Genomic DNA, 21,289 nt, shown 5'->3' with positions numbered 1-21,289 from the left:
CCGCTCGGGGGGTAGAGCGGGGCGGGTGTCTCGTGCGCGGCGGGTGTGCTTTCTGCCTGGTGGTCGCTGGCTTCGGCACGGGCCTTGGCGGTGGCCTCGGCAATCTGGCGACGGGCTGCCTTGCGGCTGGCGCGGTCGGTTTCGTGGGGGGTGAACAGCGGGCTGGCGGAGACGCGACGGGCGGGCCGGTGGCTCATCGGAGGCCCTCGATTCTGCGGGTGGTGCTCATCGCACGCAGGCAGTGGTGTGCGCGCGGAGGTCGGTGGGTGTGGTCTTGCGCCGGATGATGTGTCCGGCGGTGAGGTGGCGCTGGCAGATGGTCAGCACGGGCGGCCCCTCGGGCAGCCGTTCCGGGGGGCACGCGCTCGCCGCGGCGCTGTCTGCCGTTGTGTTGCTGGGCAGCAGGTGGAAGGCCGAGTGGATTTCGGTGGCGGCCTGCCACAGGCGGGTGTGGGCGGTGGCCAGGTGATGGCCCGCTGCCGGATGGGGTGGCCGGGTGGCGTCGGTCAGGTGGTCGAGGAGCTGGTGCAGCGTGGTCAGGTGGGCGTGCAGCGCGTCGAGATGGACGCGGTCCGCGGGCGCGGGTGGTGTGTCGGTGTTTTTGCCGGTGTACGCGCGGGTGTGATGGCGGATGCCGGCGCTCGCGGCGCGCAGGTAGGGGGAGGAGTCGGTCTCGGGGGGAGAATTCACAGAGGTCCCTCGCTGTGGTGAGGCAGGTCAGCGGCGGTGTGTCCGCAGGGAGGCCGGGCCGTGTGGTGGTGGAGCGGCCTGATGGCGGCGCTCCAGGGCGGTGCGCAGGTGGTGGTCCTGGTCTGCGGTGGCGTGGGCGGTGAGCCATTCGACTCCGGCCCAGCTGGTGCGGCAGTCGATGCGGGCGGGGTGGCCGGTCTCGACGATCACCCGGTATTGGAAGCTGCCGCCGACGGGTACGAAGGTCGCCTGGCCGTGCTCGGTCGGGTGGAAGGGGAGTTCGGCGGCCATAGCGAAGACCCGGGCGGCCGTCGCGGGATCGACGACGCTCACAAGAGTCCGCCTTTCTGAAGAGCGGCCCCCTTTTTTTCAGAGGGCGGTCGGCGGATGAAGAGAGCCCTTCGGAAGGGCCCGGCTCAGGCCGCGAGACGGTCCTTCTTCTGAGCATCAGTGCGTGCGAGGGGAAGTGCGGCAAGGGTGAAGGCGTCGGGCTGCTGGTAGGTGAGCCGTCTCAGGTCGACGCCCGAGGTGACGGCGTGGGTCTCGATCTGCGCGCAGGCGGCGTCGAGGAGGGCGTCGGTCTCGGCCGTGACGGTGACCAGACCGGTCAGGGCCACGTCGGCGTGCCCGGCGATGAGCTGGCGCTCACGCTGCTTGACGTCGGCGTACTCGACGGAGTCGGCCTCGCTGTCGACCTGTCCCCGGCGGGCGCGCTCGTTGGCGTCGGCGATGATCGCGCTTTTCTTCCGCTGGACGTCCCGCAGCGCAGACTCGAACCCCTGCGGCATATATATAAGGGACAGGCTGCGCCGCACTCCAGCCGTGAACATGATCCCGTGGAGGAACCCGGCTCCTATTTCGGTGCGCGGCCAGTTCTCCACCCAGTACGTCGCGTGCCGCGCGGAGTCGGTGGCGAGGCGGTCGTACTCCTCGAACTGGACGACAGGCCCGGCGGCTGCGGGGTCGGCCTCGGCGCGGCCGGTTTCGGACCACTGCTGGAGTGCGGCGAGCGCCTTCGGGTCGTAGGCGGTGCGGATGACGGCGGCGATCTCCCGTGAGGTCAGCCAGCCGGTCACCTGGAGTCCGGCGGTGCGGGCGGCCTGCGCGATGCTGGCCGTGGTCTGCTCCATAACGGTGAATGCTCCGGGAAGCCCTCCGCCGGCCTGCGCGATCAAACGCCGGGCGGCTTTGAGGTCGAGGGAGATGGCGAGGTAGGTCTCGTGCGGGGCGGCGGCGGGGCCGGCCGAGGCGACCAGGTCGGAGTAGATGTGTCCGGCGATTGGGGTCTGGGGCTGACCGTTCTGGGTCCAGTGGCGGGTGAGCGTGTTGCCGCTGTCGGGGACGGTGCGCTCCAGCACCTGCACGGTGGCGATGTGCCCGGTACGGGCGATGCCGGCCAGTGCGCGTCCCCAGCTATTGGCGTTGTGGTTCTGGGTGGCGGGGTCGAGGAGGGCGAAGGCGCGGCTGGTGACGCGGGCGATAGCGGTCAGCGTCTGCCGGTGCGGGTCGTGCACGGCGGCGGCCTGCGTCCCTGCGGGGGTGACCACACGCAGGGACGCGGCGGTGCCGGGCAGGTGGAGCAGACCGTCCTGCCGGGGGCGGGAGACGGGCCGGGCCAGCCACAGAGTCTGCACGGTGCAGCGGCGCAGAACGTAACGGGCGACGATCGGCGCCCAGTCGACCAGGGAGCGGCCGTGCCGGCGGATCGCGACGAGCGCACCCGACGCCGCCCACAACGGGGTCAGGGCGATGGCGCCGAGCAGCCCGGTGGAGACCACCGTCATCAGCAGCAGAGCCAGCGTGCAGGAGACGAGGACGAGTTGGGGCAGGGAGAGCCCGAGGAGGATGCCGCGCCTGGACCGGTGCGGGAATTTCACGATGAGTGGTGGGACGGAGTGTTGCGACAAAAGAGGCCGTTCCATAAGACGCGGGTGGGGGCCGGGAAGGGGACGCACGGTCGCTGGTCTGTCCCGCCCCGGTCGCGGGGAAGGTCAGATACCCGTGGGCGGTGGCGGCCCGGCGGCAGGCCCGCTGGCTGACGGGCTAGAGGAGTGCGGGGCCTGCGCAGCGCCCTGTGGGGGCGGCGAGCTACTGGACGGGGGCGGCGACATGAATCCGCCCCTGTGGCCGGCAGAGCCGAGCTGTCCGCCAATGTCGTGGCCCGGGCTGGCCGGTGCGGTTCGAACCGCCTTCCCCGGTTCGTCCTTCGGCAGGTCGCCGCCGGGCGGGAGGCTCGTGCCGCTCTCCCGGCTGCCGCCAGTCGGGTTGGCTGCGATGTCACCGGGGAAACCGTCGCCGCCGGGTACCGTGTCGGGGCCCTGCGGGGTTGCGGTCGCTCCGGCCGAGGCGCCTCCGGTACCGGCTGTTGCTGCCATCGAGGCTGCCTTGCGGCCGACACGCTCGGCGTGCTGCTTGGCCAACTGCGCACCGGCACCGCCTGCCCGGTGGAGGGTCTCGCCGTCGGATCCCTCGGCTGCCCAGTGAATGAACTTGAACGTCGCGTACGGACAAAGCAGCACCATGATCATGACGACGATGCCGGCCATGACGTCCGCGAGGGCGGTGAGTCCGTCCTTCGCGTCGCTCCGGCCCATGGCAGAGATGCCCAGTAGGAAGACGATCGTCATCAGGAGCTTGGAGACCACGAGGGTGGCGGTGGCTTCGATCCAGCCCTTGCGCCAGCGCCGTGCGGTCTCCCAGCCCCCGCCCGCACCCGCGAAAACCGCCAGCGTGACCAGGACGAGGATGCCGACCTTGCGGACCATCATCACGCCCCAGTAAAGGAGTGCGCCGAGCGCGGCACCAAGCGCGGTGATGGTGGGAACCATCCAGCCAAGCCCGGACAGGCCGGCGATCTCGGAGACCTTGATAATGCGCCGCACAGCGTCATCGACAGAGGAATTCGCTGCCCTGAACAGCCCCTCGGAGAGGGCGTCGACGACTTCGAGGGCCACGGTGGTCAGGGCGATGGCCGCGAAGGAGAAGAGGACACCGGACGCGGTGCCGGTGAATGCCTGGGTGAGGGCCTGTCCGTCGCGTCGGACAGCGGCGCGGATGAGCTGGGCGCAGCAGGTCGCGACCAGCAGGACGAGGCCGATGGGGAGGATCAGTTCGTAGTTGTCGCGGAACCAGGTCGTGTTGAGGTCGACGCGGGTGGTGGAGTTGACCGCCTTTGCGGCGAAGTCGGTGGCCACCGCCGCGAGTTCACCGGAGGACTTGGCGATCCAGTTACCGATCGCCTGGCCTGGATCGGTGACGAAGTCGACCGCGCCGGTGGCATCGCAGACATGGTCCGCGAGGGGGAGGTCACAAAAATCCATGAAGACTCCTGCTCGACGGTCGGGGGGTCACGGCGCGACCTGGGGTGCGATGGACACCAGAGCGCAGTCGTGGTCAGGCCGGCACTGGACCGCGAGTGTTACGGAGCGGTCCTCGGCGCCGCCGCCGTTCGCCCAGGCGATCTGCTGCTTACCAGTCACGGTGACGACGTAGATGTACGCCTCCGTGATCGCGGACGGATGCTCCGACAAGGCCTGCCGGAACGCGGACGGATAGTGAGCCTCGGTGGCCGTGCCGTCGGCATGCTGGCCGTTGTCAGCCATCCGCGACCACAGCACTGGATCCGGCACCTGCCCCGAGACAGATGCCCAGTCGGCGTAGGTGCTTTCCTTCGTCATCCACCTGTTCATCCCGGCGAGCTGCTGGTCGTGGCCGGTGGTGCGGGTGTCGTAGGACCACACCATCGCCGCAGCGGCCTTGGCATAGCCGAGAGGTTCACTGATCTGCGGAGGCTCGGGCACTGACCCCATCCCTCCGGAGGCCGGAGACGGTATCGCCTCGGACCGCGCAGTGCTGGGCTTGCTCCGCGAAGCGCTTCTGTCGTCGTTCCGCGCGCTCCGGCCGGTCAGAATGGCGGCCAGGCCCGCGCCGACGAGGAGAGTGGTGAGGACCAGTACGACGACCAGGACCCGGTGGTTGGCCGATCCGCGGGAGCCGAGACTGGAGAGCGGTGTCCGAACGCGGCTGGGCATCAATGGATCTGCGTCCCCAATCCGGAGAAGAACGCGACGATGCCGTTGGCCGCGCCGAGGCCGAGCGCCGCGCCGGCCGCGACGGTCACGCCTTTCTTCCCATTGGCTTCGGCCTGGTGGCCGCCGGTGTGGTGGCCCCAGGCCCACACCGCGAGGGATACCGCAAGGGCTCCGACGACAGCCACGATCCCGAAGAGATTGATCGAGTTGACGACGGTGCGCAGCACGTCCAGGCCGGGAAGACCACCACCCTTGGGCGAGACGCCTGGGTCGTAGGCGAGAGGGAAAAGCCGTTCTGCGGGAGGGATGGGAATAACGAAACTCCTTGCGTGCACAGGCCGGATGAGGCCCACGGGAAAGGCGGAAGTAGGGAAGCGGCAGCCGGCCGCGGCGTGCCGGCCAGGCGGGCCGGGACGCCGATCGTGGAACGGTGTCTGGGTCAGACGACGCGGCGGGCGGCAAGGATCTGCCAGTCGTTGAGCGGCTCGATCCGAACCGGACGGCCGGTGCGCGGTGCGTTGATCACCAGGCCGTGACCCATGTACATGCCGACATGCTCGGGCCGCGCGGGAGTGCCGCGGGTGAACAGCAGGTCGCCTGGCCGCAGGTGGGTGAGTGGGACCGGCTTGCCTTCGTTGATTTGGGTGTACGTGGTGCGAGTGAGTTTGATCCCTGCGTGGGCGTACGCCTGCTGCATGAGCGAGCTGCAGTCGCAGCGGCCCATCGGATCAGGCCCGTGAGCACCGGTACAGGTACCGCCCCACTGGTAAGGGGTGCCGAGCTGATGCATCGCCCAGGTCAATGCCGCACGCACCGCCGCCGGAGCGTCCTTCGGGACCGCGTAGCCCTCGGGTACGGTCCCTTCGGGGAAAGGCCCGTACCCGGAGCCGTCTTCACCCGGCGCACAATCACGGAGCGGCGTGTCGGCAGGGGAAGGTGTGGTGTCCGTGCTGCCGCGCGGCAGGACGGCCGTGATGGTCTTCTGCAGTGCCCTCGCCAGCCCCTCCCACTGCGCGTACGCGTAGGGGAAGCCGGAGTGCTGGACTTCCTGGGCGGCTTGGGTGACGGTCAGCTGCTGCCAGCCGTTCACCTTGAGCAGTGCCGTGTAGAACTTGGTGCTTGCGAAGACGGGGTCACGGATCTGTTCGGGGGTGCCCCAGCCTTGGCTGGGGCGCTGTTGGAACAGGCCGAGTGAGTCGCGGTCGCCGTAGACCAGGTTGCGCAGGCGGGATTCCCGAAGCGCCGTGGCAATAGCGACGACCTGCCCCTGCGGGGGCACATGCAGGGAAATGCCGGTGGCGACGATGACCTTGGCGTTCGGGATCTGTTCCGCGGGGAGGTCCAGGCCCGCGACATGGACGTTCGGATCCGAGCCCGTGCCGCTGAGGATCGAGGCGACCTGCCGGGTGACCGTGTCGATGTCGACGGCGGGGCCCACGGAGCATGAGGTGGTTGAGGCGCCGCCGACCAGGGCGGCGGCGGTGCCGGCCAGCAGAAGGAGGGAGAGGCAGAAGACGCCGACAGTGGCGGCTACACCCTTCAACCCCGGCCGCCTCCCGGCAACTCGTCGCTCTGCGGACGGTGTTCGGGCGGATAGAGGCATGCAAGTGTCACGGGATACGTCCCTGAAGTGAAACCGCGCGGTGCGCGGAACGGGGGCCGTTGAGGCAGGTGAAGGAGGAGCGAACGGCCCTGGTACGGCTGCGAGCTGCTTCTCGCGGCGCGTCCCGGCCGGGGCCGCCCAGGTGGAGCAAGGGCAGGGTGAACCTCTACGGGGGCGTGAGCGCGGGGAAGCCATCGGCGGTGTTCGCCGGGCAGATACAAAACTGTAGACCCGAATCCCCGGTTGCCGAAATAGTTCACCGCGGTGGGCACATATCCAGGCGGATCTGTCCCGCGATAGTGCTCAACCGGGGATCCGGGTCTACAGTTTTAGTTCCTCCCCGCACACCCTGGCCTCACTTGCCGAGGCTTTGGCATGCCCGCGTGCGCCGGCACGTCGGCGTATGCGCTGGAGTACTGATCCCTCTCCTCTGTCCCGACCGTATTGAGGTACACCTTTGCCTTTTTCTCTCCATCAGGGCGACGCGCTGAGCGTCCTTTCCGGCCTGCCCGACGACTCCGTCGACTCTGTCATCACCGACCCGCCGTACAACTCAGGCGGGCGCACCGCGAAGGAACGCACTACGCGGACTCCCCGGCAGAAGTACATCTCCGCCGACGCCGGCCACACCCTTCCGGACTTCACCGGCGAGAACATGGACCAGCGTTCCTACGGGTTCTGGCTCACGCAGATCATGACCGAGGCGCACCGTCTGACCAAGACCGGCGGCACCGCGCTGCTGTTCACCGACTGGCGGCAAATGCCGGTCACCACCGACGCGCTGCAGGCGGCGGGCTGGCTGTGGCGTGGTGTCCTGGCCTGGCACAAGCCCGCGGTCCGGCCGCAGAAGGGCCGCTTCAAGCAGTCATGTGAGTTCATCGTCTGGGGCTCCAACGGGGCCATTGACGGTGAGCGCAACCCCGTCTACCTGCCCGGTCTGTACTCGGCGTCGCAGCCTTCGGGCAAGCAACGGCAGCACATCACGCAGAAGCCTGTGACGGTGATGCGTGAGCTGGTCAAGATCTGCCCCGAAGGCGGCACCATCCTCGATTTCACCGCCGGGAGCGGCTCCACGGGCGTTGCCGCCCTGCTGGAGGGCCGCGACTTCATCGGCGTCGAGAAGACCCCCGCGTACGCCGAGATCGCCGCCGACCGACTGACCGAAACGGTACGGCAGACCCTGTCTCAGGAAGACGTTGTTCTGTCCGCCTGAGTCCCGCATTTCGCCGGACCGGACCAGTGCTGCACCGCTGCGGAGGATTTATAGCAGCTAATCCCCGGTTAGCGAAACCGGGGATTACGCGGATCGTAGTAGCCGTAATTCAACGCCTCTCTGCAGCGCAAGGAGACCCATTCATGTCTGAACCTCCAAGCCTCCGTGGGGAAGGGGAGTTGGAACCGGTCCGGCTACCGGAGACCAGTCTGGAAAACATCGAGACGAGCGTCCGCCGGCTCATGGACCAGACCGCGGAGCAGGCCAGGCAACTCGACACTCTGGCCGTCGCCCCCCTGCAACCCCCCAACCCCTTTGCTGCTTTCGGCCTGCCGGGAATGCCAGATCTCCCGGCACGGCCCGCCCCCGCGGACCCGAGGCCGATCCATGAGCTGGAGGGCGAGGAGTTCGAGAACGAGCTGGACGCCCTGACCGACTGGGTGGACGACTTCCTCATGCGCATCTACGGCGCGGAGGTCACCACCGCAGCCCCTTGGTGCGAGAGGTGGCAGCAGCACGGCGACGTGGTGGCCTGGCTGCACGCCCTGTGGATGGCCTACCAGCAGCACAAGGACCCCGAGGCCGGGCTGTCCGGGATGTTCGTATGGCACCGCGACTTCCTCACTCACGCCATGGCCGCCGTACGGGCGCCGGGCGGACCGCTGTCGGCCTGCATGACGTCACCGGACCGTGCCGCCCACCGCCTCCTGCACGGACCGGCCCGCTCGGAACGCTCCGTGCGCGTCGCCGAGGACGTGGAGGCGCCCGGCGGGCAGGAAGGAGTCACCGGGTGACTGGGCAGCCGGCGTTTGGCCTCAGCTTTGATCCCCGTGCCCTGACCGACTTGCTGCAGGCACCCGGAGATGTCCGGCACCTGGCGCTGGGAAGGCTCCAGGATCTCGTCAACGCCGATCTCTCCGGTGACCGGCTGACTGGCGAACTGGACGGTCACCGCGCGCTTGACGTCGGCGCTCGGACCGAATGGCGTCTTCTCTACGGCCACCGTCCGGCCCCGCCGGCTTCCGCTTACGACACCGACATCCACGTCATCGCCGTACGCCCCGGATCCGGACGGAACGAGCACGACGCCGCCCGGATCCGGCTCGCTCGTACCCTCCGCCCGACGAGCGCGTTGGCCTATGCCGCCCGGGCTCGCTCGCCGCAACTGGACGCGTGGCGAGCTGCCATCACAGCCCAGACGTCGCCCTACGCGCTGCCCGTTCTTATGCGCCCCCGCTCTCTCCGTCCCAGAAAGGCCCTGTCCGTTGAAGGCTTTCCCCACTCTCCTCGACTCGCTCGCTGACTCCGTTCTGATGGTCGAACCCGTCGAAGAGAATCCGCACCACCGCGCCATCCTCGACAGATTTCTGGAACTCCGGGACCTCGACCGGCGCCTCCTCGACTTCGCGGCCGACCGCGGCCCGAACGAGCTCAGCGCCGCGGAACTGCTCGATCAGCTCACCGCACTGCTCGTCGAGCGCATGGCCGTCGGACACGTTCTGACCCGTCTGATGTCCACCGACTGCTGCTGCGCAACCACCAGGGTGGAGCAGTCCGAGAAGGAGGACGACTCCCTGTCCTGCCCCGGCGAGCATCCTCAGCCGGCCAGCATCGTGCACGCCGCCCTGTCCATTTTCGGGAATCTCGGCGACCCGGAAGCCGTGGCTTCGGGTGACCTGGTGACCGGCCTCCGGCAGATCCCGGGGGTGGCGGAGGGCCGCTGGCGCTACCGCGACCTGACTCAGTCCCGTCTCGCCCAGCTTCTGGCCCCCTACGAGGTCTCCACCCGCGATGTGACCCTGCCCGACGGGCGGCGCCGTAAGTCCTACCGGCGTTCCACCCTGATCGCAGCCCTGCCGGACCGCTGACCTGTATCCGCCCACAGGCCGCCGGAAGAGAGGGTTCCGCTCTGGGATGCCGTCCAGAACAGGCCCGCGCTTCTGGCCCTGTGGCTGACCCCATGGGACGCAGGCACGTCATACGCGAGGAGTTTTCTTCTTCATGTCCCTCCCCACCTTGCCGGTGGACAAAGCGCTGACGGCGCTCGATCACCGCATCGAAGCGGCGGTGGGCTGCAGCGTCGACCAGTTGTGGCAGCACCGCGAGCGTGGTCTGCTCGATGAGCCGTCCTCCCGCCTGGCTGATGCTCACCGCGGTCTCGTCCGGGCGGAGACGTCCGTCACCTTCTATCGTTTCATGCTCCGCCGCCTGGCTTCCGGGAGGTTTCCGGTCGACCAGGCACTCTTCGCCCGCATCGACCGCACCGTGGGCCGGCTGCAGAAAGCCGCCGCCGCCCGCGACGAGCACCAGCAGCTGGTTCTCGCCGCGCTGGGTCCCGTCGAGACCATGCGGGCACAGAAAACAATCCCTGAGGGAGCGGAGCTGAGGGCGCCGGACTTCGCCGCGCTGCTGGCCATCGCTCAAGGAGCCAAGCTGCATCATCACCTTCTTACCGGACGGCTGTCGGTCGTGACGGCCTCTGGTGTCCGTGTCACCCCGTCCACGCTGGAGCGCCTGGAGGAGGCCGGGCTCGTGACTCGGGACGAGTCTCATCCGGTCCAAGCCGGGCAGCCCGTCACTGTGACAGACGTCGGCCGCACCACTCTGGCCGGCGTCCGCCGCCCCGGCATCGCCGCGGCGCCCTCATCGCCGCAGCCAGGCGCCTGGCCGAGTACCGGTCGCGCCCGCAGCTGAACCCACCATTCCTGCCCGAGACCTGTGGACAGGTCCGAACCGAAAGTTCCGATGCCCGGACCCGATTTCCGACTCGACGGCTACCGGGCGGCCAACGCCGTGGCGGCGGAGCAGTTCTGTCGGCACATCACGGACAACGAGATCGACCTACGCGTCCTGGCTCAGCACCACACGCACGATGAACAGCACAGCTACTTCGTGCTTCATGACGGGTCCGCCACCTGGGGCACCCCCGATGAGCCCCAGATCGTGGCCCTTCACCTTCGGCGTGACACCAGGTCTCGTACGTTCCGTTTCCAACATGCGACGCTGCCGCTGCCCGCCATGGCCCAGTCCTGGCTGATCGCCCGCGGCTGCCCCAAGAACGCCGTCCGCCTCTCCCCGGGAACCGGAAGCACGCCAGCTGACGAGGCGACGAAGGCTCTCGAAGAGCGTCTCCTGGACGACGGAGATCGCTTCGCCCTGCTCACCAGCTACACCGACGACTCCAGTACAAAGCCGCAGACCATCGTGCTTCTGCGCGCCGTTGCTGAGCACACAGCTTTTCCGTTCCGGGTGCTGCTGGAAGAGGCTGACCTGCTCTCTGGCACACACACCCTGCGCGAGGGCGCCTTCACTGACCTGGGGGCCGTGTCCGACTGGTGGGACCAACACCGCAGCGGCGGGGTGATGCCTCTTCTTCCTCCGCTCCCGCCGGCTGATCTCCTCCGATCGCCGGGACTCCCGCCACGTCCTGCGCCGCCCACGAGACCCTCCGCGCACGGGCGCTGAACTCTGACCGCCTGCCTGCCGGCTCGGTGCGGGTCCTCTGGGTGAGCCGCGGCCATTGATTCGCGAGCAGCATCCCCTGCCGGCGCAACATAGCAGGCATTCCCCGGTTACCGAAAACGGGGTTTCTCCGGACTCTATTAATCGGCCCGCGCATTCCCTTGCGGGGTCTCGATTCGTGTCCTTCTTCTATTGGCCTGGAGGCCAAATCTTCATGCGCGCATCCTCCCGTATCGCCGCCTGTACCGCTGTTCTCGGCGCATTCGCGATCCCACTCACATTCACCTCTCCGGCCGACGCGACACCGCAGGTGGTTCCATCCTCCGTCACGACGGTCGCCTCGGGTACCCGGCCGTGCGACCGGCCCGGTCCCTGGGTGATCGGCACATCAGCGGTCACGATCCGCTCCAAGGCGACGACGAAGTCCACCGCGCTCGGCGTGCTCTACCGCGGCCACAAGTTCACCGTTACCAAGTCCAGCGGCAATTGGCACTACCTCACCGACAGGACCACAGGCGTGAAGGGCTGGGTGTCCGGTACCTACGTCTACCGTGACGCCTATTTCTGCCTCGACTAAAGCGCCGCACCGCACCGCGAAAAGCGCGGCTCACCCGATCCCAACTCAGCCATGAAAGGAATTCACCGTGCCTGACGACGACGTGCTCGCCGTGGTCACCGAGCTGATCGAAAGTCACTTTCGGATGAGCCTTCCGGACCTGCGCCGCGCGGTCATAGCCGCACCACAGGCCAACAGCCAGGCGACTGCTGCCGTCCACTGGCATGGCCTCCTGGCGCAGTCCGAGGAGGCGTTGGCGCGGGCCGAGGACGACCTCGTGACCGTGTTGATGGTGAAGGTGCCGGGGGAAGTCGATGAGCCGCCTTTGGAACTCGCACACCGGGTGAATCTCGCGGTGACGGTTCGGGACGGACGGGTGACGGTGATCCGCCACCTCCTCGACACACCCGCCCCCGCGGGGTATGTGTGGAGCGGTCCGGCGCCGGTGGCCGGCCGAGCGCCAGCTCTCCAGACGAGACCGCCCGCACGGCCCATGACCTCTGCGGCCCCTGTCCAAGGCGTGACACGGTGAACGTCGCGCACGTGCCAACCAGCCAGGACCAGGCGCTCGAAGAAGCCTTCGGCGCCCCGGTCGCCGAGCTTTACAGCATGGTTTCCGGTATGGCGGCGTCCGCCACCTTGATGCGGGCGCTGGAGCTGCGGAGCTTCCTTGCGGTGGCCGAAGAACAGATGGCCCGAGTCCGCGACCGTGTCCTCGCGGACACCGCCGACGACCACGACAGAGATGCCCTGACCACGGATGACCTGCGGTGGGACGTCCAATGGCTGGAGGCGGCGCTCACTGCTCGCGCCGACTACATCGCCGCCCTGGGGAAGTTGCTCCACGCCATGAGGCCCGCCCCGGTGCCGGGCAGGCCGTTGCGGGCCAGCCGGCAGAAGAGCACCACCGGACTGGCTCCGGCCGGGCCGGCACGGGAGTGCCGATCGTAAAGGCCCCGCCCATGCCCCACGCCAACGCCCAGACCGTCGCCGGGCGTATCGAGGACCTGTACGGGGCGCCGCTCGCTGATCTCGCAGCCAGAGCTGATGCCCTTCCCATCAGTGGCATGCTCGCCGCCTTGCTCGGCAGTTACAACGACCTCGCTCTCGCTGAGCGGTCCATCGCCTTCCACCTGCAGCGACTGCGTCAACTCAGCTATCCGGAAAGGGAGACCACTCCCTTCGACGCCGGCCACATTCTCGACTGCGCCCGACGGATCGCCGAGGCCGTCGCAGTCCGCGACGCCCACACCAAGACGATGACCGCTGTCCTGCGGAGCCTGCAACGCGTCCCCGCCCCGGACACCGGCTCCCCGGCCTCGGTACCAGCTCCGGCGCCAGTCCCGCCCGCCCCGCCGACGCATCATCCGGCCACCACGGCTCCTACGCGCTGAGCCAATACACACCCGCCTGACTTCCGGCATCCGTCGTCTTGCGGCGCGCTGACCCACCCGTCACCCGTTGAGGAGTTCCCCCCTTTGTCCACCACCCCTGTGCCCCGTACGACCCTCGCTGATCTGCAGCGCGTCGCGGAATCGTTGGAGATGATCAGCACGCGCTGGAGAGTGTGGGTACTGATGACGCTGTCCGAGAAGCCATTGCGCTACACGGAGATCAAGTCCAAGTTGCCGTGGCTTCATGACGGCTCGCTCGCCCCCAAACTCCGCAAACTCTCGGAGAGCGGCCTGGTGGAGCGCACCGAATACGAGGCCCGGCACGTCACCTATGGTCTGACCGCACGCGGCACCGAGCTGATGCCCGTCCTGAAAGTGATCGCTGCCTGGGGCGACGCGTGCCTGGTGAAGGACACCGTTCTCAATCCGCTGACCGGCAGGCGGGAGCCGGAGCGTATCGCGTCGGCTCAGAACGTAGAGGACGCCCTTCTTCTGCTTACGCCGCGTCACACCACGGCCATTCTGTGGACGCTGCGGATGAGGGGAGTCACCAGTATCGCAGCTTTGGAAAGTGTCGTGATGCCGTCGCACGCACTCAACGCGATCTATCCGCCGTTGAGGCGGCTGGTCAAGGACGGGCTTGTCGAGAGGGACGGGGAGCACTGCGTTCAGCTTTCCGCGACGGGCCTCGCCCTGGCCCCTGTCTACCGCTCAGTTTCCGCCTGGGCAGCCGGACGCCCGCTCAGCCGCGCCGGCACCCACCCGGTTTGGGGAGATCCGACACCATCGTCCCAGACCGGTCCGGGCACCCGGGCCAGCACCCAGGCACGCATCCCAGCCTCAGCACCCCCGGGGGTCCGTGCTCCCGCTGTGCCGGCTCGGGCTCCGAAGGCCGCCTGGCAGCCGGGCGACCTGTTTTCCGCCCCGATGCCCGCACGTCCGGCTGTCTTTTCGCCTGCCGGGGGTCAGCGCCGTTGAACCACAGCGAGATCCTCAACGCGGAGCAGGTGACCCGCGTGATCCACGAGCTGTCGCTCCCCGGTCTTATCCGGTTGGTCAGCGAGATCGACGACAACGGGGCGATCGAGCACGGCATGCTCGGACGCACCTTCCCCGACCTCACCCGCCAGCAGATCCGCAACGCCCTCGCGGCCGGCCGCGAACTCCAACTGCTGCGGGAGGGCACCAGGGCCATGCCCTTCCTTCGGCTTACGCGTCGTGGCGCTGGACTCGCTGACGTGTACGACCAGCTCGCCCGCTGGGCCCGCGTGCGCGACTACCCCAGCCGCACCAGCACGTTTGTCAGCCGCGTTCAGGGAACTCTTTCCCTCCTGGCCCAGAGATGCAACGGCAACGCTCTCTTGCTCATCCGACACGCCGCACACTGCGTGGCGCCTGGCACCAGCCTCGTGTCCGACACGGCGGACGAGGGGTTGCAGCAGTCCTGGGCCGCACTGTCCCGGTGGGTGCAAGCCGCCCCGTCCACTGTCTCGGCGCCGACGCCGGCGCAGTCCGCTGCCGGTGGGGCGGACACCCCGAAGTGGGCCGCGTGAGAGCTGACGTCAGTCCGCGGGTGTTTGCCTGCCTGGACCGCTCCGGCCTGTGGCGCCATATTTACCTCCCCCGCTCCGCCGACGCCGGCGCGACGGCGATGACCACGTATGGGATTCCGTTGCTGGTCCTGGCGACCACCGACTCGGCCGCGCTGACCGGTCTCGCGTTCGCGCTGGAGTGGGTGCCGCGCCTGGGGGCGTTCACGCTCGCTGGGGCGGTAGTGGACCGATACGGCACGACGCGGGTATTCCGTCTCGCCTGCCTAGCCCGCGCCGTGGTGGTCATCGCCGCCGCGCTGCTCCTCTCCGCGGTGGATGGCAATGGCGGAGCGACGGTCACGGTGATGGTGCTCGCCGCCTCGACCGGGGTGCTGTCGGAGTTTTCGTACATCGCGGCGGAGACGGCGGGCGCTTCGGTCAGCAGGGAGGCCGGGGACCAGGCACACCGGGTGCAGTCAGCGCTGATGGGCATCGACCAGGTGGCTACGTTGTCGGGGCCCGCACTGGCCGGTCTCCTCCTTGAGTGGAGCGGAGCGACCGGGATGCTCAGCGCCGTCGCGTTCTTCTCCCTGCTCGGCGCCGGCCTCGCTCCCCGGCAGCCCGCCGTCCGGCCGACCGCTGCCCCGGTGCCGGCGATCACCGGGTTGCGAACGGGCTGGGCCACCCTGCGGTCATTGCCGGCCCTGGGCTGGCTGGTGATGGGCGTGACCCTGTCGAACCTGTCGCTGGGCCTGCTCCAGGCCGCGACCCCCGTCATCGTGGTCAAGGAACTCGGCCACTCCAGCGCCGACGTCGGGCTCGTCTGGTCCGCCGCAGCCGGCGCGTCCCTGCTGGCCATCGCCCTGTGCCGCAAAGCCATTGACCGCTACGGTCTCTGGCCGGTCGGCGCGCTCTCGGGAGGCATCGCCGCCTGCGCGTGCCTGGCCCTCTCCACCGCCCACCACTACACCATCTATCTGGTACTGACCGCGGCCCTCATGGTCGGCGAGGGCGGCATAACCGTCGTCCTGCGCACCGTGCGCTCCCACCTCATCCCGCCCGACAGGTTCGGCAGCACCCTCTCCCTGACGATCCTGCTCCTCCTGCTGCCCTTCCCCCTCGCCGGAGTACTGGTGGCGATCACCCCGCCCCATCTGCTCGGTCACGCCATTGCCTGCTGCGCCGTACTCCAGGCCGTCGGGCTCACCGTCGCCTTCACCCGGCTGCGCGCCTACCCCCTCCGACGCCCGTAGGAGCTACCCCTTCCGGAGACCTTTGGCCTGTCGCCGCGCATCGACTTCAAATGACCCGCCACTCCGCCGGGCTCGCCCCACCGCGGCCCCGTCCCGTCCCTTCACTCCCCGGAGCTCTTCCTTTGTCTCGACCTGTTGTTCTGGTAGTCGCTGCCGCCGATATGGACGCCGAGGCGTACCGCGGCTACTGCCTGGAAAACGTTGCTGCCGCCTACGATGTCGTGCTGATCACCGGTACTGAACCCACTTGGGAACGCCGCTTTCTCACGGACTGGGAGGTCGCCGACCCCACCGACCAGGCCGCGCTGTCCACCGCCGGCCGCGCTCTGGCCGCACGCCACCAGCTGGCCGGGGTGGTGACGTGGACGGAGTGGTACCTCATCCCCGTCGCGCGCCTCGCCCGGCAACTCGGCCTGCCCGCCGATCCGCCGGAGGTGATGCGGGCATGCCGCAACAAGGCCACCTCCCGGACCCTGTTCGCCCGCCACGGGGTCCCCTCCGCCGCGTCCATGACCACGCGCTCCCTGCTGGAGGCCGCGCTCGCCGCCGAGACCATCGGCTACCCCGTCGTCCTCAAACCCGCCTCCCGCGCTGCCAGCATCGGCGTGATCCGCGCCGACCGTGCCGAAGAGCTTCCCGCCGCATGGGAGTTCGCCGCAGCCGGCGCGAGCCAGGACACGAAGAGTCCGCAGGTTCTGGTGGAGGAGTACCTCGACGGTCCCGAGGTCTCCGTCGAATGCGTCACCCACCGGGGCACGACCAGCGTCGTCGCTGTCACTCGCAAGACCGTCAGCCCGCCGCCGTTCTTCGAAGAGATGGCGCACTCGGTCGACGCGGCCGATCCGCTCCTCACCACGGTGGCTCCCGCCGCTACGGCAGCCATCAAGGCCCTCGGCATCACCGATGGGGTCAGCCACGTCGAGATGCGGCTGGTCGACGACCGCCCACGGCTGATCGAAGTCAACGGCCGGATTGCCGGTGACATGATCGGGCATCTGGTCCGCCTCGCCACCGGCATTGACCTACCGCGCGCCGCCGCGGACATCGCTTGCGGACGCACTCCCGACCTCACCCCGACACAGCATCAGGCAGCGGCCATCCGACTGCTCTACCCGGACACCTCCGGCGTCCTCGCCGATCTCCGGCTGGACGAGACCGGCGAAGAGCCGTGGCTGGAACGCGTCCGCTTCCAGCGCCGTCCCGGCGACGAAGTACTGCTGCCGCAGGACGGCGGCGACATGTTCACCGCCCGGCTCGGCTTCCTCATCACCACCGCTCCGACCGGCGACCTCGCCCAGGCACGCGCCCAGGCCATCCAGCGGCGCCTCGCCGTCAGCGTCGCACCCCTCACCTGACCACGAGCAGCTGCCTTCCGACCGCCCGCGCAACGCTGATCCGCTGCCCGTCTCCACCGGATGTGAACATGCCCGACCCCGATCCGATTGACGGAGACGTCTATGTCTCCCCGCGCTACCTCGCAAGCTCCACCTACAACGGCGATCTCGCCCTCGCCCCGCTGCTCCACCTCGGTTGGGACCTACGGCACGATGACCTCGCCAATGTGTATCTCAGCTCGCCCGACCACGGGGTCCGCCTCGGTTACCTGCCCGAGGGCGAGGACGACGGCCTCTGGCGCATCAGTGCCTACAAGGACTCGTTCGGCCCGCCGACCTGGGGCGTCTGTTTCAACGACGGTGTCCCCACCGAGTTCGTGACCGCGTTCACCACCGTCCTCGCCGCGGCGTACGAGCAGGGGCCGGACGCCTACCTCGCCCGGCCGGTCTCCGGGACCGACGAGCACGACCCCTTCCTCGCCATCGTCCCGCTCGCGAAACAGGGCTGGGAGATCGACCGTCCCCGCCGGGGCGTCTTCGCGATCCAGGCCCCGGACGGGCTCGCCGGGATGGAGTTCACCACCGGAGACCTCGATCCGGAAGCCGAGCTGACCACCCGCAGTGCCCGGTGGCACCTGTGGGCCGGTAAATCCATCGACCGGCCCGTCTGGTACGCCACCGCCAGCACCGACACCCCCGTCGCCCTGCTCACCGCTGTCACCCAGTGCGTCTCCGACCCGGCCCCGCTGCCCCGCTGGCGCGAGCAGACATCCACCTACAGCGCGGGCATGGCCCAGCTCACCCCCATCCTGCCGCCGCAGCCACCGGCTCCCACCCCCCTCGACGTCCGTCGGGCTGCCGAATCACGCCGCCCGGCCGCGCTCCCCGCAGCCAGCGTCCCGCGCTGGAGCACCACCAGCCGGCCCGGCCTGCCCGGCCCTCGCCGGTAGGACCAGCCCGCCCGCTACCGGAGAACCCTCTTGTCCCCGCGAGCCCCCGAGTTCTTTGCCGAACTCCGCCTTCCCTTCCCCAGCGGAACCGCCGTGGGCAACACCTACTACGCCACCCCCATCGCCGACGGGACGCTACGTCTGCAGATCAGCTTCACAGACACGATGTACAGGAACATCTATGGCGGTCTGCGTCTGACAGTCATGCACGTGGACCGAGGCGAGATCGATGCCGTGGCACTCAGCTTCGCCGGCCACAGCACCTTCTTCCGTCGTGAAGGAGCCCTGTACCACCGCAACATGCCGGACACCTTCAACATCACGCTCGCCAGGCCGGGCCAGCCGCTATGGGAAGGCGCCGACACCGCGGGACTGCGCGACGCCATCGAGAGGTACACCGCCGTTTGGTTCTCCGGTGCCTGGACCGCGTCCGCGCCGAGCCGCGCTGCAGGCCGCACGGCGCACACGGCGCCCGCTGTGCCGACCGGCCGCAGTGGCACCCGCGCTTGTTGAGCCGCGCCTACACCGCCAGCCCCGGCGTTCGCACTCTCCCCGCAGGAGCCCGTCCGTGATGACACACCCCTTTGAGAACCTCGACCCGGCCCAGACCTTGAAGGTCCTTCCCCGGCACCTCGCCGGGCCCGGCGAGGTTGACCCTCACACCGTGTGGGCCTTCCCCTTCGACGACGGCTGGCACCTTCACCCGGCGGACGAAGGCATGGTGTTCGCCACCAGCCCCTGCGCCCGGTTGTGGACCCGCTTCGACCCCGAACCCGAGAAGCGGGGCAAGGGGACGTGGACCATCAGCGCGAACCGTATCCCCTTCGGTCCGAATGCCTGGCAGATCACCTTCGATGCCACCACCCCCGTCGAGCTGCTCCACGATGTCCATGCCGAGCTGCTCGACCTCTACCTCGAAGACCGGCACAGCGACCAGGACCGGCTGTTCCAGGACGAGACGGCGCCGCACGAGGCGTACGCGCCGCTGCTCAGCCACGGATGGAGCCACGACGTCAAGACCAATGGCACACAGACCTTCCTCACCCCGGAAGGACTCGGCGGCGTACAACACCGCTACGCCATCAGGGACTCCAGCGGGCCAGCCTGGCGGGCCTGGGGCGGATACCCCAGCGAACCGCACTGGAGGGCACACTTCTCGTTCGGCACGCCCACCACACTCGTCGCGGCCTTCACCGCCTCGCTGATCTCCACCGAGCCACTGCACCGCACCGTCCAAGACGTACCCGCCCACACCCGCCGAGCCCTCTACGTCGCCACCACGACAGCCAAGCAGCCTCACGGCAACACACCTGTCGCCCCGCCGCCTCCCGCCCCGGCCTCCGGCCGAACCCGCTGACCTTCCCCGCTTGAACAAGGAGTCCCCTTCCTCGTGCACGCCCGTTTCATCGTCCGATGCGCCGCCGTCGCCGCCGTGGTGACTGGCACCCTCACCTGGGCGCCGGCCGCGACCGCCCAGCCCCACGAACCGACCCCTTCGGCGTCCGCCGCCTCCGCCGAGACACCGGCCCCGGACGCGGGTAGCGTCGAGATCACCACGAAGGACACGGCCGGGGACGTCCTCCCCGGCGCCGTGTTCCTGCTGCTCGACTCCGCCGGCCAAGATGCCGGACGCGGCAAGACCGACGCGCAGGGGAAGCTGACTTTCCCCGACCTCGCGCCGGGCGTCTACCGGCTCAAGGAGACGGCCTCTGGCAGCCCGCTCCACGAGGTCGTGGCCGACCAGGACGTCATCGTCACCCCGGGCGCCGCCACACGTCTGACGATCACCGACCCGTTCAAGGCAGCCAAGGTCCTCCTGCAGGCCAAGGACGACAAGACCGGCAAGCTCCTGCCCGGCGCGACGGTGAACATCGGCACCGGCACCTCGACGCTGCTCACCCTGACCACCGGCGCCAAGGGCACAGCCTTCGGAGAACTGCCAATGTCAAGCCGGAAGACGGAGTTCTGGATCTGGCAGATCAAGGCCCCCGCTGGCTACGACCTCTACAAGCCGTCCAAGACGTTCACCGCGGGCCCTGGCGCCCCGGTGACCGTGACCATCACCAACGCCAAGACCACGACCACCCCCAAGCCCGACCCCTCGGGCAAGCCGACACACGAGTCCACCGGCACCCCGTCCACCCCTGCGGGCAAGCCGAGCGGTAGTAATACTGGCGGGGCGAAGCCCTCCAGCACGCCGGACACCGAATCCTCGCCCACCGCAGCGACGACCCCGGCCAGTGATACGACACCGAAGGCACCGGCAGGCTCCCTCGCTCACACCGGCGCCGACGCCACCCCGTGGATCGCCGGAGGCGCGGGCCTCCTCGTCGCCGTCGGCGTCCTCACCCTGGCCGTCACCCGCCGTCGTACGCCGACCGAGCCGGACGACAACAGCAAGAACAGCTAACCGCAGATCCAACACCGCCAGCAGGCTCCCCGGGACGCCCGGAGGGCGATGAACTTCGAGATCCGCAAGGAAGAAGCGTGCCGGATCGACGGGATCAACCGCCGGCCCGGCAAGAGATGGCTCAACGGTTACCGCTCGCCGCCCATCCGGAAACACCAGCGGAGACGCCTCCCGGGCAATGGCCGGGCCGAGAGCGCGACGAGAGCTGACACAACCGATCAACTACCGACACGAGGCCCCCGGATCCGTCCGGACCCTGCGGCCTCAGGCGTATCAGGCCGCTCAGCCGGATGGGTTCAGCCGAGATGTCCTGCGGCCTCGGCCTGTGTTTCAGCCATGGGATCCGTCCGCGTTGGCGGGTGACGAGAAAACAGACAGGTAATTCGCGCCAAGCGTAGAAGCTGCCCGTGCCTCAGCGCGGCAGCCGCTGTTACTGGTTTCCTCCGGTCGTGGTCGCGCCGCGGGTTGCCCGAACCGGGACGACGGCAGCTGATGAGACTGACGCCGTCCCGGTATCAAATGTGGTGGCTGGCCCCGTGAGACGGTCCCGATCCTGGCGGCCTACGGCTTGGCCGGGCCCAATCGGCGGAAGCGGGTGTGCAGCGTGGCTCAGGACCCGTACCGCTCCGGCACGTCCCGCCAGGCCGTGCCCGTCCGGAACTTCCACACGATCCCGTTGAGGACCATCCGGTCGTCCAACCGCTTCCGCCCCCGCTCCGATCACTCAGCATCCGACAGTTCATGACGACGTATCACTCGACCATGATCCATCACGCAAGATCATTTGACGACAACTCCTAGTAGTGCCTGGTCAGGTTCACTCGCTGAAGGCGTGTCCCCTTGATTGCCTGTGCTGTTGAG

Annotated in this window: 25 protein-coding genes and 2 pseudogenes; 18 read left to right on the top strand and 9 right to left on the bottom strand. The window is 68.9% G+C overall.

Annotated elements, in window-relative coordinates; translation table 11 throughout:
- The 8 genes and pseudogenes from PV679_RS30555 to PV679_RS30520 all read right to left on the bottom strand — a co-directional run.
- Positions 1–197: pseudogene (locus tag PV679_RS30555) on the bottom strand (ATP-binding protein); the annotation flags it as partial.
- A gap of 28 nt (positions 198–225) precedes the next feature.
- Positions 226–690 carry a DUF6238 family protein gene (locus PV679_RS30550; protein ID WP_319683853.1) on the bottom strand — a complete coding sequence of 155 codons (465 nt, stop codon included), beginning with the start codon at positions 688–690 and terminating at the stop codon, positions 226–228.
- Positions 691–717: 27 nt separating this feature from the next.
- Positions 718–1,023 (bottom strand): hypothetical protein, encoded by a 306-nt coding sequence (locus PV679_RS30545; RefSeq protein ID WP_319683852.1) that lies wholly within the window; start codon positions 1,021–1,023, stop codon positions 718–720.
- An 83-nt stretch (positions 1,024–1,106) separates the two neighbouring features.
- Positions 1,107–2,612, bottom strand: a complete 1,506-nt coding sequence (locus PV679_RS30540) for an SCO6880 family protein (protein WP_416069837.1) — start codon at positions 2,610–2,612, stop codon at positions 1,107–1,109.
- A 69-nt stretch (positions 2,613–2,681) separates the two neighbouring features.
- Positions 2,682–4,010, bottom strand: coding sequence for an SCO6881 family protein (locus PV679_RS30535; RefSeq protein ID WP_319683849.1), 1,329 nt, complete (start codon positions 4,008–4,010; stop codon positions 2,682–2,684).
- Positions 4,011–4,037: 27 nt separating this feature from the next.
- Positions 4,038–4,721, bottom strand: a complete 684-nt coding sequence (locus PV679_RS30530) for a hypothetical protein (protein ID WP_319683847.1) — start codon at positions 4,719–4,721, stop codon at positions 4,038–4,040.
- A complete protein-coding gene (locus tag PV679_RS30525) occupies positions 4,721–5,035 on the bottom strand; it encodes a DUF6112 family protein (RefSeq protein WP_319683863.1) in 315 nt (104 codons plus the stop codon). The genes PV679_RS30530 and PV679_RS30525 overlap by 1 nt, the downstream gene beginning before the upstream one ends.
- Before the next feature lie 125 nt (positions 5,036–5,160).
- On the bottom strand, positions 5,161–6,264 hold the full coding sequence (locus PV679_RS30520; RefSeq protein WP_319683846.1) for a C40 family peptidase: 1,104 nt from the start codon (positions 6,262–6,264) through the stop codon (positions 5,161–5,163).
- 517 nt (positions 6,265–6,781) lie between these two features.
- Between PV679_RS30520 and PV679_RS30515 the strand changes: the two genes are divergently transcribed.
- The 18 genes from PV679_RS30515 (at position 6,782) to PV679_RS30430 (ending at position 20,428) form a co-directional block, all read left to right on the top strand.
- On the top strand, positions 6,782–7,537 hold the full coding sequence (locus PV679_RS30515; RefSeq protein WP_319683845.1) for a site-specific DNA-methyltransferase: 756 nt from the start codon (positions 6,782–6,784) through the stop codon (positions 7,535–7,537).
- 143 nt (positions 7,538–7,680) lie between these two features.
- Positions 7,681–8,331 carry a DUF4913 domain-containing protein gene (locus tag PV679_RS30510; protein WP_319683843.1) on the top strand — a complete coding sequence of 217 codons (651 nt, stop codon included), beginning with the start codon at positions 7,681–7,683 and terminating at the stop codon, positions 8,329–8,331.
- Positions 8,328–8,840: a hypothetical protein gene (locus tag PV679_RS30505; RefSeq protein WP_319683842.1), complete on the top strand. Its 513-nt coding sequence runs from the start codon at positions 8,328–8,330 to the stop codon at positions 8,838–8,840. The genes PV679_RS30510 and PV679_RS30505 overlap by 4 nt, the downstream gene beginning before the upstream one ends.
- A 10-nt stretch (positions 8,841–8,850) precedes the next feature.
- A complete protein-coding gene (locus tag PV679_RS30500; RefSeq protein WP_319683841.1) occupies positions 8,851–9,405 on the top strand; it encodes a DUF3631 domain-containing protein in 555 nt (184 codons plus the stop codon).
- A 133-nt stretch (positions 9,406–9,538) separates the two neighbouring features.
- Positions 9,539–10,231: a hypothetical protein gene (locus PV679_RS30495; RefSeq protein WP_319683839.1), complete on the top strand. Its 693-nt coding sequence runs from the start codon at positions 9,539–9,541 to the stop codon at positions 10,229–10,231.
- Between the two features lie 51 nt (positions 10,232–10,282).
- Positions 10,283–11,002 carry a hypothetical protein gene (locus PV679_RS30490; protein WP_319683838.1) on the top strand — a complete coding sequence of 240 codons (720 nt, stop codon included), beginning with the start codon at positions 10,283–10,285 and terminating at the stop codon, positions 11,000–11,002.
- 211 nt (positions 11,003–11,213) lie between these two features.
- The gene (locus PV679_RS30485) at positions 11,214–11,576 is read left to right on the top strand and encodes an SH3 domain-containing protein (RefSeq protein ID WP_319683836.1); all 363 of its coding nucleotides are present in this window, start codon (positions 11,214–11,216) and stop codon (positions 11,574–11,576) included.
- Between the two features lie 67 nt (positions 11,577–11,643).
- Positions 11,644–12,087 (top strand): hypothetical protein, encoded by a 444-nt coding sequence (locus PV679_RS30480; RefSeq protein WP_319683835.1) that lies wholly within the window; start codon positions 11,644–11,646, stop codon positions 12,085–12,087.
- A complete protein-coding gene (locus tag PV679_RS30475) occupies positions 12,084–12,506 on the top strand; it encodes a hypothetical protein (protein WP_319683834.1) in 423 nt (140 codons plus the stop codon). The genes PV679_RS30480 and PV679_RS30475 overlap by 4 nt, the downstream gene beginning before the upstream one ends.
- 11 nt (positions 12,507–12,517) lie before the next feature.
- Positions 12,518–12,949 (top strand): hypothetical protein, encoded by a 432-nt coding sequence (locus PV679_RS30470; RefSeq protein ID WP_319683833.1) that lies wholly within the window; start codon positions 12,518–12,520, stop codon positions 12,947–12,949.
- Between the two features lie 84 nt (positions 12,950–13,033).
- Positions 13,034–13,927 carry a winged helix-turn-helix transcriptional regulator gene (locus tag PV679_RS30465; RefSeq protein WP_319683832.1) on the top strand — a complete coding sequence of 298 codons (894 nt, stop codon included), beginning with the start codon at positions 13,034–13,036 and terminating at the stop codon, positions 13,925–13,927.
- Positions 13,924–14,502, top strand: a complete 579-nt coding sequence (locus PV679_RS30460) for a hypothetical protein (RefSeq protein WP_319683831.1) — start codon at positions 13,924–13,926, stop codon at positions 14,500–14,502. Before PV679_RS30465 ends, PV679_RS30460 begins: the two co-directional genes overlap by 4 nt.
- Complete coding sequence (locus tag PV679_RS30455) at positions 14,499–15,734, top strand: MFS transporter (RefSeq protein ID WP_416069836.1); 1,236 nt, start codon at positions 14,499–14,501, stop codon at positions 15,732–15,734. The genes PV679_RS30460 and PV679_RS30455 overlap by 4 nt, the downstream gene beginning before the upstream one ends.
- A gap of 161 nt (positions 15,735–15,895) precedes the next feature.
- On the top strand, positions 15,896–17,089 hold the full coding sequence (locus PV679_RS30450) for an ATP-grasp domain-containing protein (protein WP_319683830.1): 1,194 nt from the start codon (positions 15,896–15,898) through the stop codon (positions 17,087–17,089).
- Between the two features lie 68 nt (positions 17,090–17,157).
- Positions 17,158–18,018 (top strand): DUF317 domain-containing protein, encoded by an 861-nt coding sequence (locus PV679_RS30445; protein ID WP_319683829.1) that lies wholly within the window; start codon positions 17,158–17,160, stop codon positions 18,016–18,018.
- A 93-nt stretch (positions 18,019–18,111) separates the two neighbouring features.
- Complete coding sequence (locus PV679_RS30440) at positions 18,112–18,531, top strand: hypothetical protein (RefSeq protein ID WP_319683828.1); 420 nt, start codon at positions 18,112–18,114, stop codon at positions 18,529–18,531.
- Between the two features lie 58 nt (positions 18,532–18,589).
- Positions 18,590–19,375, top strand: a complete 786-nt coding sequence (locus PV679_RS30435) for a DUF317 domain-containing protein (RefSeq protein WP_319683826.1) — start codon at positions 18,590–18,592, stop codon at positions 19,373–19,375.
- Between the two features lie 33 nt (positions 19,376–19,408).
- Positions 19,409–20,428 carry a SpaA isopeptide-forming pilin-related protein gene (locus PV679_RS30430; protein WP_319683825.1) on the top strand — a complete coding sequence of 340 codons (1,020 nt, stop codon included), beginning with the start codon at positions 19,409–19,411 and terminating at the stop codon, positions 20,426–20,428.
- Between the two features lie 612 nt (positions 20,429–21,040).
- On the opposite strand, the pseudogene PV679_RS30425 reads toward PV679_RS30430, so the two are convergent.
- Positions 21,041–21,139, bottom strand: a pseudogene (locus PV679_RS30425) (transposase); the annotation flags it as partial.
- Positions 21,140–21,289: the final 150 nt, after the last annotated feature.

It is taken from the genome of Streptomyces sp. AK02-01A (assembly GCF_033795305.1).
Lineage (GTDB): Bacteria > Actinomycetota > Actinomycetes > Streptomycetales > Streptomycetaceae > Streptomyces.
This window is presented reverse-complemented; position numbering and strand designations above follow the sequence as displayed.

What these genes read in the sequence shown, in the direction of transcription:
- PV679_RS30535 (WP_319683849.1), bottom strand. Translation starts at nt 4,010, where the DNA reads ATGGATTTTTGTGACCTCCCCCTCGCGGACCATGTCTGCGATGCCACC.
- PV679_RS30445 (WP_319683829.1), top strand. Translation starts at nt 17,158, where the DNA reads ATGCCCGACCCCGATCCGATTGACGGAGACGTCTATGTCTCCCCGCGC.
- PV679_RS30435 (WP_319683826.1), top strand. Translation starts at nt 18,590, where the DNA reads ATGACACACCCCTTTGAGAACCTCGACCCGGCCCAGACCTTGAAGGTC.
- PV679_RS30540 (WP_416069837.1), bottom strand. Translation starts at nt 2,612, where the DNA reads ATGGAACGGCCTCTTTTGTCGCAACACTCCGTCCCACCACTCATCGTG.
- PV679_RS30530 (WP_319683847.1), bottom strand. Translation starts at nt 4,721, where the DNA reads ATGCCCAGCCGCGTTCGGACACCGCTCTCCAGTCTCGGCTCCCGCGGA.
- PV679_RS30510 (WP_319683843.1), top strand. Translation starts at nt 7,681, where the DNA reads ATGTCTGAACCTCCAAGCCTCCGTGGGGAAGGGGAGTTGGAACCGGTC.
- PV679_RS30485 (WP_319683836.1), top strand. Translation starts at nt 11,214, where the DNA reads ATGCGCGCATCCTCCCGTATCGCCGCCTGTACCGCTGTTCTCGGCGCA.
- PV679_RS30500 (WP_319683841.1), top strand. Translation starts at nt 8,851, where the DNA reads ATGGTCGAACCCGTCGAAGAGAATCCGCACCACCGCGCCATCCTCGAC.
- PV679_RS30470 (WP_319683833.1), top strand. Translation starts at nt 12,518, where the DNA reads ATGCCCCACGCCAACGCCCAGACCGTCGCCGGGCGTATCGAGGACCTG.
- PV679_RS30490 (WP_319683838.1), top strand. Translation starts at nt 10,283, where the DNA reads ATGCCCGGACCCGATTTCCGACTCGACGGCTACCGGGCGGCCAACGCC.
- PV679_RS30495 (WP_319683839.1), top strand. Translation starts at nt 9,539, where the DNA reads ATGTCCCTCCCCACCTTGCCGGTGGACAAAGCGCTGACGGCGCTCGAT.
- PV679_RS30450 (WP_319683830.1), top strand. Translation starts at nt 15,896, where the DNA reads ATGGACGCCGAGGCGTACCGCGGCTACTGCCTGGAAAACGTTGCTGCC.